13 protein-coding genes are annotated in these 13,306 nt (G+C 48.4%); 8 read left to right on the forward strand and 5 right to left on the reverse strand.

What is annotated here, in order from left to right; translation table 11 throughout:
* Nucleotides 1-161: 161 nt before the first annotated feature.
* Complete coding sequence (locus EL628_RS28180; RefSeq protein WP_126583303.1) at nt 162-1,205, forward strand: LacI family DNA-binding transcriptional regulator; 1,044 nt, start codon at nt 162-164, stop codon at nt 1,203-1,205.
* A 251-nt stretch (nt 1,206-1,456) separates the two neighbouring features.
* On the opposite strand, the gene EL628_RS28185 is transcribed toward EL628_RS28180, so the two are convergent.
* Nucleotides 1,457-2,212, reverse strand: coding sequence for a hypothetical protein (locus EL628_RS28185; RefSeq protein WP_126583304.1), 756 nt, complete (start codon nt 2,210-2,212; stop codon nt 1,457-1,459).
* Nucleotides 2,213-2,866: 654 nt separating this feature from the next.
* On the opposite strand from EL628_RS28185, the gene EL628_RS28190 reads away from it, so the two are divergent.
* Nucleotides 2,867-3,727: a zinc metalloprotease gene (locus EL628_RS28190; RefSeq protein WP_126583305.1), complete on the forward strand. Its 861-nt coding sequence runs from the start codon at nt 2,867-2,869 to the stop codon at nt 3,725-3,727.
* Between the two features lie 69 nt (nt 3,728-3,796).
* Here the strand turns inward: EL628_RS28190 and EL628_RS28195 are convergent, their stop codons facing one another.
* Together EL628_RS28195 and EL628_RS28200 are read right to left on the reverse strand one after the other, a co-directional pair.
* Nucleotides 3,797-4,000: a hypothetical protein gene (locus EL628_RS28195; RefSeq protein WP_126583306.1), complete on the reverse strand. Its 204-nt coding sequence runs from the start codon at nt 3,998-4,000 to the stop codon at nt 3,797-3,799.
* Between the two features lie 49 nt (nt 4,001-4,049).
* Complete coding sequence (locus EL628_RS28200; RefSeq protein ID WP_126583307.1) at nt 4,050-4,373, reverse strand: hypothetical protein; 324 nt, start codon at nt 4,371-4,373, stop codon at nt 4,050-4,052.
* A 762-nt stretch (nt 4,374-5,135) separates the two neighbouring features.
* On the opposite strand from EL628_RS28200, the gene EL628_RS28205 reads away from it, so the two are divergent.
* The 5 genes from EL628_RS28205 (at nt 5,136) to EL628_RS28225 (ending at nt 9,592) form a co-directional block, all read left to right on the forward strand.
* A complete protein-coding gene (locus tag EL628_RS28205; RefSeq protein ID WP_126583308.1) occupies nt 5,136-6,152 on the forward strand; it encodes a glycoside hydrolase family 25 domain-containing protein in 1,017 nt (338 codons plus the stop codon).
* A gap of 144 nt (nt 6,153-6,296) precedes the next feature.
* Complete coding sequence (locus tag EL628_RS28210; protein ID WP_161975843.1) at nt 6,297-7,262, forward strand: Kelch repeat-containing protein; 966 nt, start codon at nt 6,297-6,299, stop codon at nt 7,260-7,262.
* Between the two features lie 222 nt (nt 7,263-7,484).
* A complete protein-coding gene (locus tag EL628_RS28215; protein ID WP_126583310.1) occupies nt 7,485-8,048 on the forward strand; it encodes a TetR/AcrR family transcriptional regulator in 564 nt (187 codons plus the stop codon).
* A gap of 117 nt (nt 8,049-8,165) precedes the next feature.
* Nucleotides 8,166-8,828: a peroxiredoxin-like family protein gene (locus tag EL628_RS28220; protein ID WP_126583311.1), complete on the forward strand. Its 663-nt coding sequence runs from the start codon at nt 8,166-8,168 to the stop codon at nt 8,826-8,828.
* 353 nt (nt 8,829-9,181) lie between these two features.
* Complete coding sequence (locus EL628_RS28225) at nt 9,182-9,592, forward strand: nitroreductase family deazaflavin-dependent oxidoreductase (RefSeq protein ID WP_126583312.1); 411 nt, start codon at nt 9,182-9,184, stop codon at nt 9,590-9,592.
* Between the two features lie 277 nt (nt 9,593-9,869).
* On the opposite strand, the gene EL628_RS28230 is transcribed toward EL628_RS28225, so the two are convergent.
* Entirely contained in the window at nt 9,870-11,096 is a 1,227-nt protein-coding gene (locus tag EL628_RS28230; protein WP_126583313.1) for a zinc-dependent alcohol dehydrogenase, read from the reverse strand.
* A 15-nt stretch (nt 11,097-11,111) separates the two neighbouring features.
* The gene (locus EL628_RS28235) at nt 11,112-12,338 is read right to left on the reverse strand and encodes a zinc-dependent alcohol dehydrogenase (RefSeq protein ID WP_126583314.1); all 1,227 of its coding nucleotides are present in this window, start codon (nt 12,336-12,338) and stop codon (nt 11,112-11,114) included.
* 345 nt (nt 12,339-12,683) lie between these two features.
* On the opposite strand from EL628_RS28235, the gene EL628_RS30920 reads away from it, so the two are divergent.
* Entirely contained in the window at nt 12,684-13,286 is a 603-nt protein-coding gene (locus EL628_RS30920) for a lytic transglycosylase domain-containing protein (RefSeq protein WP_126583315.1), read from the forward strand.
* The last annotated feature ends 20 nt before the right edge of the window (nt 13,287-13,306 follow it).

A 13,306-nucleotide genomic window follows, 5' to 3' on the forward strand; every position in this document is an offset into this window, starting at 1 on the left:
ATCTTGAGTGTAAATGCCAATAATACCGTTGTCAAGGGGATAGGGCTGATTAGTACTTTCATTCTTCGACGGAAAACGACTATAATGAAAGAGAGCCATCGCAAAGAGAAGATGGTTGCTGTTCCTACGCATCGGGGATAGCTACAGCTCCAGGATTGAATATGACAGAACAAAGATCGCACAAGCGCCGGGCCCCCTCATTAGAAGATGTAGCCAGAATTGCCGGGGTTAATCGGGTCACTGCGTCAATTGCTCTACGGCGGGGTTCTCGCGATACGACACGAGAGGGCACACGCATCTCAGAAGCTACACGCCAGCGTGTGGTTGAGGCAGCCGATTCGTTGGGGTATAGCCCGAATGCTATTGCCCTGGCCCTGCGCCGCCAGAGTACAGGCCTGATTGGATTTTATGGGGGTTATGGAGAGTGGATGAATGCTCATCTCCCATTTATCGCTGAACTCATCAACGGGTTGCAGTTTGGTTGCGTTAAACGGCAACATCATCTCTTATTCTATACTGGTTTTGAGGACCATACTGTTGATGAGCGATATCGAATCCTGGCCAATGGGAGCATCGATGGCCTGATTGTCTTTCCAGCCCCCTCTCACATTGCTCTGCTGGAGCGGCTTGCACACTCTCATGTTCCTCTTATTGCCATAGCCAATCCACAACCTGCTATCCCTTCAGTTACCGTTGATAATGCTCATGGCTCTTATCTGCTTGCCGAACATCTCGCAGCCCAAGGGCACCGTCGTGTTCTCTACCGTTGCGGAAACTTTGATCACACTTCAGCATCAATCCGCCGGAACGCTTTTCTTGAGGCTGCGCAAAAATTTGGTCTGGAAGTGATTATCTCGCCCCCAGAAACATTACCTGGCAATCTCACAGCTTTCGAGCGCGAGCTCTTGCAACAACCTCGCCAGCAACGCCCCACTGCTGCTGTGTGTTGGGAAGATATGAGCGCTTATATTCTATTGCAGGATTGTGAGCGCTATGGCATCACTGTCCCGGATGATCTAGCTATCGTTGGCTTTGATGGGATCGAAACACGCATCCATCCTTGCCGAAGTCTGACGACTATTCGCGCTCCCTGGAATAAGGTTGCTGAGACCGCTACAGATCTCCTTCTCGATCTCATTCATGGCAGAGGTGTCGCACCAGAGACTATTCTGCCTGTTTCTCTTGTGGTGGGTGATACCGCTTGAAGGTTGTCAACACTCTATCATTGTTTTATGCACACAGAAATAGGCCATCCATCGGTGGATGGCCCACTGTTCTCATCGTTCCTCTTAGATCGTCGTGCGCGCTTTGACCGCTACCAGGGTCACGTGCCCACTCTTATCATTCCTCTTAGATCTTAGTGCGCGCTTGTGACAGGAAAGCTATCCTGCCATTTCTTACAGCATCCTACTCAAAAATGTGCCAGACTCTGGTGCAAATAGGGGTGCTTTTTCTCTCAGACACTGACGCTCGATGATGGGCTGGAGGACTTACTCTCGTCATCGGCCTCGATCATAACCTGCCACTGATTAACCATGTGAGGGAAACCATCCTGACAGTCCACAATGTATCTGGATGATACCTCATTTGTAGCGACTTTTCCACGCATGCTCATAGAGCCACTTCGTGCGGTATATTTACGGCTCGTCGATTCTTTGCCTGCTGGCAGAACGTAAACAATCTTCCCTGCACTTTTCTGCTGATGATCTTCAATCGTTACCACGTCACCAATGTGATATTCACCCTTATGGAGTGGACCAAAAAGCTGCGTAAGCTGTTGTCTATCATTGACATTGAGGGTGTACTGCTCATAAATACGCTGCCCATCCCTGATATACTCCGCAATAGCTATGCGCTTATTTGTCTCCACGGTCAGAATCCAGAGGCTGGCAAAAGCTTGTGGTTGCACTACATCAACAGGGCTCCAGATCAAGACTTTGAGATCTGGGCGAGCTCCCATAGCCTGAAGAGCTGCATGCTCGAACAGTTTTATCTGAATGCTACGCAGAATTGAGGCACTATCCTGACGGGTCAGCTCTATCAGGTCCGCAATCTTGATCTTATTGACTGTCACACCCGCCCTCATCCCAAAATTCTGCCAGTCAACCGGATCAAGTTTGATCGAGAGGCCTTCACAAATGGTCGTGATCTGCTGGACTTTCTGCGCCGCCTCTTTTTGCTCTTCGACCATATTTCTGTGTGAGTAAACCATGGCTTTTAACTCCTTTTGAAGCAGACGTATGCCTGCTCTCTTCTCTGTTTAGGTTTCACCAGCGTCAACTCGCATGGAGAAATAGAATAGCTAGAGATCACTCTGGAGAAGCACAAGGAGTAGGGATACAGGAAGAAACATTCCTAGTCTCTCCTGTTCTCCTTTCACGGCTTACAAGAGCCGAACCTTGCATTGGCATTGTCTCCAATGAAAAGGAGAGAAGGTCTATCCCCGCAAGAGAGAACAAAACCATCCTCAGATGGCAGGGTCCGTTCATGCATGGAGATTCTGATCGCCAGTTTCTACAAGAGATCTAGTTGGAGGGTAATGCTCATAACAAATTTTATCAGCCTCTCTTAGTATACACTATTTTTGAGAAAATTGTAATGGGTACCAATTAGTATAAAGCAAGCCCACAAGAGGCATGAGATTGCTATCTCTGACGAAACTGGATAATGCTTGTTTATTGATCGGATTCTGGCTATACTGAAGTTTAGGAAACAAAAATTTAGGGAACAAATCATATGATAAAAGAAGTGAAGGTATGCCAAAATCTGCAACGTATGCTCTAGCAGAGGTTTTTTGCCATGGCTAAAACTATAGTCAGACTTATTATATGACTTCAGCATACCGTGAGAAGAAGGAGATGTATCAATGGAATTTTCGCCAATGCAAGAACAGCCTGTGAGAACGGATACAGAGCAGGTGCTGGCTCCTACAGCACGCATTGATTTGATAACGGTGGCAGCCATCGCTATTGTGGCCTATCTGCTGGGAGTAGTTGTTCATGAAGCACTGGGGCATGGTCTGGCCGCGCTCCTGGTGGGATTGCATCCAACTCGTGTGACTTCAGTCGATCTGGAAGTAGATTTCACTCATATCGATGCCTGGAAAGTTCGTGCTGTAGCGGCGGCTGGCTGTGTTGCAAATCTTATCACAGCACTGATTGGCCTTACGCTTCAACGTATCATCCCAAAAATGTCCCCAGGAACGCGTTATTTTCTCTGGTTACTTACAACCATCAATCTGCTTATCCCTGGCGGTTACCTGATGGTACTCACGTTTGCAGGCATTGGTGACTGGAACGATTTTATTCAAGGCTTGCCCAACCCAATCATCTGGAAAATAGGTTTCACTCTGCTTGGTATTCTCATCTCACTGCTGGGCCTGAGGTATGGCGTGCGAAGCATACGCCCATTCCTGGGTGCCGATCCCTCTCAACGCAGAACAAGAGCTCAAACGTTAACGCTTATCTCATACTTTGTCGGAAGTTTGACCAATACGCTGGCCGGTGCGCTTAATCCTACCAGCCCTCTGCTGATACTGATCTCTGCCGCCGCCTCTTCATTTGGTGGAACAGCTTTTTTGCTGTGGATTGGGGGTCTGGTCAATAAAACCCAGGCTGGAAATGCTGAAGTTTTTATAACGCCAACACGCGATTGGATCTGGATTGCGCTTGGTGGCGTTGCACTTATTGTCTACTTCTTTATTCTGGGGCCCGGTCTTCCACGTTAGGATAGCGATCATAGCCTATCTCCCTGTGTGCAATCGTACGTGCAGGCCGTCGGGAGGTAGGCATCGAGGCTAAAGATTATTCAGGGCTATTCGCACATCATCAACAAGCTCAGACGTAAGTTCTTGACTGACGCGAGCAGTGTTAGCTACTTCCCAGACAACGTTCCACTCGCGTTCCGAAGGAGAATCATTACTCGTATGCTTGCTTTCATAGGTTCTGAGATACGCATCTAAACGCATGGACAATCGCATTTGATGAATTGTATCAGCCATCAGTCTCGCCTCCCTCGCAAAAAGTATGTACACTAGGAACTTAAGGAACTTATTGAGCACTTGCCATAGTGTTCAATTCGCTTTTTTCCCAAGCCTGCTCTACTTCTTGCTTAAGCGCCTCTTTATTACTCATTCTGATCTCGTACACCTGAACTTCTCGTCCGAGCAGAAGCGTGAGGTCGGCCATATATTGCCGATAGGGGAGAATAAAAGGGCTGCTCTGGTCTAATGTCTGATAGTAGGCTCGCACGCGAGGATCATCCGACACCCACCAGTGATTCTCTCCATAACTAGTAAGAACTGCTAAGAGTTCCTGATAGGTGGTCGTCTCTGGGAGGAGATTCTTCTGCTTCAAATATTCTGCATTGTTCATATTTTTTACTCTTTCTTCTCTCACAGGGGTCTGATACAGACGCCCTGGTGCAATGAGATAACAGGTCTCTGCTTTATGAATGACAGAGGCCAGCGTCGCTAGAAGCATACCGTTACAGGCATGCATACAGGATGGTGAGGAGATCGGATAACAGATCTCATAACAATGGTGACAGATATCGTTCTACTCAGATCCAGAAGCACTCACAGACAATTGCTGAGGAAAGAGTAAAATGAGAGAGGAGACAGACATTCTCAAAAGCTGCCAATTGGCCTTTGAAGAAGATATGTTCCAGACGCCATTACATATGTGGGACATGGCTTGAGGAACGGGACCATAAGAAGATCTATGATCCTCTCTAAGCATAGTCTATTTTTTGTCGCAATGCAATCTTTTCACCGCCTCTATACAGAACATTCCGGCTCTGAGTCGGTCCTGTTCTTATAATCTGCTCCCTAAAACTGCGGTAAGAAGGGGCTATTCCTGCAAAATTATTTTTCCCATTCATCAAGAGTGTCTCTCTCATACTATTCTTTTGCTCATATGGCCCTCGCAAAATGAAATTTTCTCGCGTTAGTAGCCGCTTATTGAAATTACTGAATGAATATGTTATATCTATTATAGAATATATTCAATGCTCCATTGGCTTTAGTCGAATATGCAGTGAGAGGAGAACTGATGTAAAAAAAATCCTTATAGTATTTTGTTTTATATAGGATTATTTTATTCGTATGACAGGTCTACATATCGAAAGGACTCAGAATGAGACTTCGCCAACGCCCCTCAGAACAGATTCATGCTGATGCGCTAAAAATGGGTATACAGAAGGCCAAAAGTGGCTGTTTCTCATGTGCTGAAAATTATTTTGAACTGGCAAAACAACATGGCGCAACGGAAGAAGAGATCTGCCAGGAGCTTACAGCTGTAGCCGTCCCTCCAAAACAAGGCTTAACCCGACGCGAACTGATTCGTCTGGCCGCAGCTGGCGGATTGGCGGTGAGCGCAGCCGGGTTATTTACAACAACATCTCATGCAGCAGTCCCGACCTACTGGGGAACTGACAGTAATTCACAGTCATGCTGCCAGATCGCACAAAACTTCTATGTTGGTCGTATGGGCTACGGTGGCGAACCCAGCGGAGATGGCTATTATTTTAATACGGCTGCTGCAAGTGCCGCCGGAGCCTCAAATACCTTTGGCTATTGGGGAGTTGTTGGACCAGATAGCCGGGGAAGTTATTCAGCCTACGATTGGGGAAAAAAGCAGGCTGATAATGCCTGGAATGCCTGGTACCATAGCCCCTATGAGAGCTATATTCATGGCTATACCGTCTTCGGCGATATTGAATCGGGCTTCGGTGGCTGGAGCGCTGGCAACTATGGTCCTAATCAAGATGTTATCAATGGCTTTTGTACCGAACTCTATAATATTACACCCTCAAATCCTGTGGTCTGGCCAGGTATTTATGTCAGCCCCAATACCTGGAGCCAGTTTTTTGGCACGAACTTTAAAACTGCAACCTCATTTGTACTCTGGCTAACGGGCTGTGATACCTGTGGTGGAGATATCTGCGATCCCTGCGATAATTCCTGTAATACCCTGACCACGGTCGCCGCACGCCTTAACTCCACGGTCGTAAACATTGGCCTGGGAACCATGAAACCTGTCCTCTGGCAATACTGGATCAGCGATTGCGACTGCGGCGATTTCAATGTTGCTATTCAGCAGAACATCAGTTTCAGTGCCATCACTGGCGGGTCCATGTATTCATCTTGCTAAATGGCTGACGATTCTTTCTTTTGTCAGCCTCCGTCTGCTTTCCCACCCAGATCCATCACGAGATAGTATCAGACTTTCTGGCTGACAGAAGGTGTCACAGTGGTGTCCCTGATGAGAAGACAGTACAAGAAGAGGAAGGTACGTATGTCAATTCAACAGACGCAAAGTCGACAGTGGAAGCTGCTAAATCCAGCTCAGCAACCAGCTCCTCGCAAGGCGGGAAGCGTTGTCTATGCTGGCAGTCATGGATATAGTCTACTCTTTGGTGGTGGCGGCAAGCATGACACCTGGGCCTGGGATGGTTCGACCTGGAAAGAGCTAAAGCCAAAGACAGTCCCACCCGCACGTCTACAAGCAGTAATGACCTATGATGAACAACGACAGACAGTGGTATTATTTGGGGGCGTAGATGCACATGGAATGCCTCTGGGCGATACATGGCTCTGGGATGGGTCCAACTGGCAGCAAGCAAGTTCGACCCAATCACCACAGCCACGGCTAGGAGCCAGCATGACCTATGATGCAGGGCAAAAGTGCGTTGTCTTGTTTGGAGGAGAAGCACTGGATGGCCGCGTTGGAGCATTGTTGAATGATACCTGGGCCTGGGATGGTCAGTCATGGCAGCAGATCAGCACAACTGGCACACCTGATGCCCGCCGCGGTGCCTGCCTGACATATGATCAGCAGTATCAGCAAGCTGTGCTCTTCGGAGGGGTCTCCCAGACAACTATCCTGGGCGATACATGGCTACTAAACGGCTCACAATGGATACAGGCCGCTCCCATCGTAAACCCACCAGCACGTACCTGGGCCAATCTTACCTATCATGCTCAGTTACAACAGAGCTTTCTGGTGGCAGGCGTTGGCGATGGTCCAACCAGCCTGCATGATACCTGGACCTGGGATGGGGCCAATTGGCAGCTCACCGTTAGCTCCGCACCCTTTGAGGGAGGCTATCACAGTCTGGCTTATGATGCTAAACGTCAAGAATTGCTGCTTTATGCGACAACGACGGCCAGTAAACCTATTCTGCCTGGCAAACAGCAAACAAATATGCAACCGCTCCAGACAACAAAAGAGCCGACCAGCCTTACCTGCGTCTTAAGCTAGGATTAGTCCCGACATTGTTATTGCTGATAGAATCTTTCACTCTCAGACATCATTTTCACTGATCTTAGGGAACCTTTTCTTAGGATCAGTGACCGCTGCTCCATCTCTCTGATTTCATCTGAGTGCCACCCTACTTGACATAGTCACTTTTTTAATCCATAATTCAGTTAGTTATCTGACTAAAATCACCATCAGATCATCAAACGGAGGTTCCAGAGCACGATGGCAAGAGGCGAGAAACGAGAACGCTTGATTAAAGCCGCTCAACAACAGATGTACGAGCAAGGGGTTGCACAGACAACGCTAGCAAATGTTGCAAAGGCATCTGATGTACCATTGGGAAATGTCTATTATTATTTCCGCACGAAAGATGCTTTGATTGATGCTGTGTTGGATTCACGCCTGGATGAGATTCGCAGCGCTCTAGCTCGCTTTGAACAATCTTCTTCTGAGCCACTTACACGTCTGAAATTGCTGGCTGGTTCTGGGCGTGCATTTCAAAATCAGTTGGCAAGGTTCGGCTGCCCTTATGCCAGTTTATGCCAGGAATTAGAGAAACAAAGCGACCTGACCAGTGATCGCTCTGGTGATCTATTTCGCTTATACCTGGATTGGGCCGAACAACAATTCCGCCTGTTGGGCAAAGGGGATGCATCTGCTGATCTGGCACTTGACTTGCTCTCAGGGATGCAAGGTGCCTATCTTTTGACGCATTCATTGCATACACCTGAATTTCTAGAACGTAAAATTTTACGACTGGAAGCCTGGTTAGAAGACCTTGCCTGATGTGGTCAAGGGCTTCTTTTTTCAGATATACATGTAGATACAACCAGTTTTTTTTTCGCACATTGTAAGTTAGTTAACTAACTTACAATGTGAAGATAGTCTAAGAAAGGCTCACTTATGTCAACAACAACAACTCTACAGCAGCAGCTCGATGCTTTTAAAAGTCAGATGTCTAAACAGGCTCCGCCCGCAGTGATGGCACAGGTACAGCAGCACATTGATGATCTGGTCAACTCTGGGCTGGCCCAACAGGGTCTGAAGGCAGGGCAGAAGGCTCCAGATTTTAAGCTACCTGATGCATTAGGGAAACACGTCGAGTTAGCCACACTGCTACAGGAAGGGCCAGTTGTCGTCACTTTCTACCGTGGTGAGTGGTGTCCTTACTGCAACCTTCAATTACATGCCTATCAACAGATCCTGCCTCAAATTACGGCAGCAGGTGCAACCTTAGTTGCAATCTCACCACAAAATGCCGATCACTCGCTCTCTCTAGCAGAGAAACACGCTCTCACTTTTCATGTTCTGAGTGATGCAGGCAATAGAATCGCCCACCAATATGGCATTGTCTTCTCATTAGATGAGCAATTGCGCTCTTTATTCACTCAAATAGGCTCTGACCTGCCCTCCTTTAATGGCGACACGTCCTGGGAGATTCCGATGCCCGCAACTTTTATTATTGCTCAGGATGGCACTATTACGTTTGCTCATGTTGACGCCGATTTCACTCGTCGTCTGGAACCAGCCCGGCTCCTGGCTGAATTAGCAGCCTTAACCAAATAATTACTGCTTGTAAGCTAGAAATACCAGGCCTCCGAAAGTCACTTCTGTAACTTTCGGAGGCCTGTCGTGTATGAAGCCTCGACTGCAAGAAGGCGTTCCAATTCTTGCAGTCGAGGCTATGAACCAGGAAGAGGAAGAGAGGCGGGTAGGCGCGCTCAATTTCCTGATGCGGTCTTTTTCCTCTTCTTCCTGCTCTTCCCGATGCGAGAACCTCGTTGGCCGCCAGAGGACCAACTTCGTACTGGAACACTCTGAACTGCAAGAAAAGAGAAAACATGAGTAGCAATCTTATGCTAGAATAGAGTATTGAAAACCTATTTGTCTACCACAAAACTACAGAGGAGATCTGCTCAATGAATGAATGGAATGAGCGCAATCAGCACGTAATCGAGGAATTTCGTGCTAATCATGGCCATGTTAGAGGGGGGGCAGCATTGATCCTTCTCACTACTACGGGAGCTAAAACTGGTCAACCTCGTATTGCTCCGTTGATGTATGTTCCTGATGGCGATCGCATACTGGCTGTCGCATCTAAAGGTGGCGATCCTAAACATCCTGATTGGTTTCTCAATATTTTAGCCCATCCTGAGGTTACAGTTGAAGTTGGAAACGAGAAGTTTACCACAACGGCAAACATCCTTTCCGGTGCAGAGCGCGAAAAAGCTTATCGCAGAGCGGCTGAGGTCTTCCCTCCCTATGCCGAATATCAAAAGAAAACATCTCGTGAGATTCCTGTGATCGCGCTCGAACGCCCAGCAAAATAAAGGGATGTTGCGATAGATTGCACATAATGTAGAGCTCGCGTTGATGATACATGTCTGTTGAACAAGGCGCGCTGTTGATCTTTTACCATTCAGGATGACCAGAAGTCAAAAATGCGCCTTGCTCATAAAACGCAGGCCATGAAGATGACTGTCGAGAACACTATTCGCCTATGTGGCTTCCATTCTCAAAGATTAATGGCGCTCGCGCATTGTTGCCAGACGAAAACGTCGAGGATCACCTAATCTTTGGGCCAACTGAGCAGGCTGAATATTCAAGCTAGGACATTGCTGGCTGGAGCATAACTTTGATCCAGCCTGGTTGCCGTTCATCAAAGGCTTTGTAGGCATCTATGGCGGAGGTAAGGCTCTCTTTTTCTGTCAGAATGACAGTAGGATCAAGCACACCATCAGTAACCAGTTCGATCAGATGAGGAATATATTTACGGTGTGGACAGTGACCCATAGTGACAGTAATATTTCTATTCATCGCCATGCCCAACGGAAATTCTTGCACAACTTCTGGATACACCCCTATGATTGAGAAGGTACCAGCTTTGGCGGTTGCTTCCACTCCCCATGAGAGCGCACGACCAGGAGCATCTCCTGGATGCCAGTTATCGCCCTGTGGATTAGACTCTTGTTGAATTGAATGGCCATTGTGACCATTGGATTTATGCAGCACACCAAGTACAGCCGATTTTAGCTTATGTAAACCATGATGCGGACGATTGGCATCCACTCCGACAGCATCAATAACACGGTCTGCTCCGATCTGGTCAGTAAACCGCTTGATCGCTTTAACTGGATCTTCCGCGTTATAATCGATGACCTCTGCACCAAGCTCACGAGCTTTTTCCAGGCGCGAAGGGATGGTGTCAACGGCAAAAATGCGGCCAGCCCCTAACAGCTGAGCACACATAATGGTCGCGAGACCTACGGGCCCACAACCAAAGATAGCAACCACGTTCCCTGCTTTAATCTCTGCCAGCTCCGCTCCGTAGTATGCTGTGGGAAAGATGTCAGAGAGCAGGATCGCTTGCTCATCACTAATAGAGTTTGGCAATTTTATAAGGGTATTGTCTGCAAAGGGGATGCGCGCCTTTTCAGCTTGCAGTCCTTGAAATGATCCTGTGGTTTTGGGGCCACCAAAGAAGGCTGTTGCGCCTCTGGGTCCATTGGGATTGGCCTTGAGGCACAGATCATAACGGCCAGCCTGGCACTTTTCACAGGTGCCACAGGTAATAGAGGAGGTCACAACGACACGATCACCAACCTGAATCTCTTTGACGTTTGAACCAATCTGCTCCACAACGCCAATTGCTTCGTGTCCAAGGATCGTATTGGGCTCCATACCAGCCTCTGTCCCGCGTACAAGATGGAGATCAGTGCCACAGATGGCGGTCCCTGTAATACGGACAATCGCATCGGTCGCTTCTTGTAACTTTGGCTCGGTCACATCATCCAGGCGAATATCTCCAACTCCATGGAAAACAACTGCTTTCATCTTCGTGATCCTCCTCTATACGATAACCGGGCTCTTTGCTGGCACGAGCTCTACCTTAATCCAGCCGGGCTGACGTTCATCAAAGGCTCTGTAGGCATCAATGGCTGACAACAGTTGCTGATGTTGTGTGAGCACGCGAGAAGGTGCAAGAAGACCAGCCTCCACAAAACGCACGAGCTCGGGGAGGTACTTACGATGATTACAATTGCCCATATTGATCTTGAGCTGCTTCTCCATGGCGGCTCCAATTGGAAAGGACGTTGCCGTCTGGGGATAGACGCCAACAATGCCCAATGTGCCACCTTTAGCGATAGACCCAACAGCCCATTGTGCCACCTGCGAAGGTGCATCGCCCGGATGCCAGTTGCCGCCCTTCTCTTTCTTAACCGGCGCAACCTGCTTCTGCTCATGTGCGAATTGCTTTTTCTGCTCAGGTGTAGGTATCGCTGGACCTGAATGAGGCTGATTGGCATCTACCCCCACTGCATCTATAACATGATACGCTCCCAGGCCATGAGTGAGCGAATGAATGACCTCAATTGGATCCGCGCTATTAAAGTCAATCGTTTCAGCCCCTTGCTTGCGCGCCATCTCCAGGCGAGTGGGAATGGTGTCGATGGCAATAACACGCTCCGCTCCCAGAATTTTGCTACAGGCAATGACAAACTGACCAACGGGTCCACATCCAAAGACTGCAACCGTGTCACCAGGACCTACCTCAGCCAGAAGGGCACCAAAGTATGCCGTAGGGATGATATCTGACAGCATAATGGCTTCATCATCAGGAATAGCATCAGGAAGTCTGACCAGATTCACATTGGCAAAGGGCACACGTGCATATTCGGCTTGCAATCCATCAAATGGACCGGATAATTCAGGCCCTCCAAAGAAAGCTGTCCCCGCATTCTTTCCTTTTGGATTGGCGATATCACATTGTGCATAATACCCTTGACGACAATAGGCACAATTGCCACAGCCGATTGTTGAGGGGATCACCACCCTATCGCCTGGTTTAAAATTGCGTACGTCTTTGCCCACTTCCTCTACTATCCCCACCCCTTCGTGACCCAGAATCGTTCCTGGTCGCATGCCTGGAAAGGTACCACGGACCATATGCAGATCCGTCCCACAGATCGCGCTGGCTGTGAGACGGATAATGGCATCCGTGGGCTCTTTGATCCTGGGCTCGCGGACTGTATCGAGCCGAATATCGCCCAGTCCATGATAGACAACAGCTTTCATCCCCACAACTCACTTTCTCATCAATTAACGAACAGAAGATCACACAGGCTTCACAAGAGACTAACACTAACCCTACGGACGAAAGAGTATTTTCGTGTCTCATCCATTCAAACCAATAGAAGGATCGTCTTCACGCACGCCTTTTCCGCTTGTGAGCCCAATGGTAGAATTTTTTGCCTGAACGTGAGCCATATGTGAGGCAGAGCTTCTATACTTCAACCATTGAAGGAAACAGATCAACATCACAGCATGGATGTCTCACTACTCAAACAGTATCAGTAAGCGACTTACACGCACATTCCTGACACTATCCATTGAGTTCTCCTGCGAAAGGGAAATTTCTGTATGCTCAATCCGACAACTCTGCATCCTGTCCGCCGTACGAATAAAAAACAGACAACTGGCTGGAGTGCAGCTGTCGCCGGTTCCGTTGCTGGTCTGGCCCTTGTTGGAGTGATGGGCTTCCAGGCCATCACAAACGCTCCTCAAGCACATGCAGCAGCGGCGCAGCCTTCTACTTCAAGCACCATTCAATATGTTCAGACTTCGCCTGTTGCGGCGGTAAGCCCCTATGTGGCAACAGCCCGAGCAGCAGCAACCAGACATGGCATTAATCCAGATCTTTTTGTCCGTCAGATTCAGCAGGAAAGCGGCTTTAACCCCAATGCTCGCTCTTCAGCTGGTGCCATCGGTATTGCTCAGTTTATGCCCGCTACAGCTGCTTCGATGGGTGTTAATCCCCGCGATCCCAATGCTGCCCTCGATGGCGCTGCTCGCTTGATGGCCGATAACAATCGTATGTATGGTGGTGATTATGCGAAAGCGCTGGCCGCTTACAATGCTGGCCCTGGTACGGTGAATGCCGCTGTACGCGCTGGCGGAGCTCGCTGGCTCGCTTATACACCAGCTGAAACACAGCACTATGTGCATGTTATTATGGGTAAGTAAACAACCTGCTTATTTAAGCG

It is taken from the genome of Tengunoibacter tsumagoiensis, assembly GCF_003967535.1.
Taxonomy (GTDB): Bacteria; Chloroflexota; Ktedonobacteria; order Ktedonobacterales; family Ktedonobacteraceae; genus Tengunoibacter; species Tengunoibacter tsumagoiensis.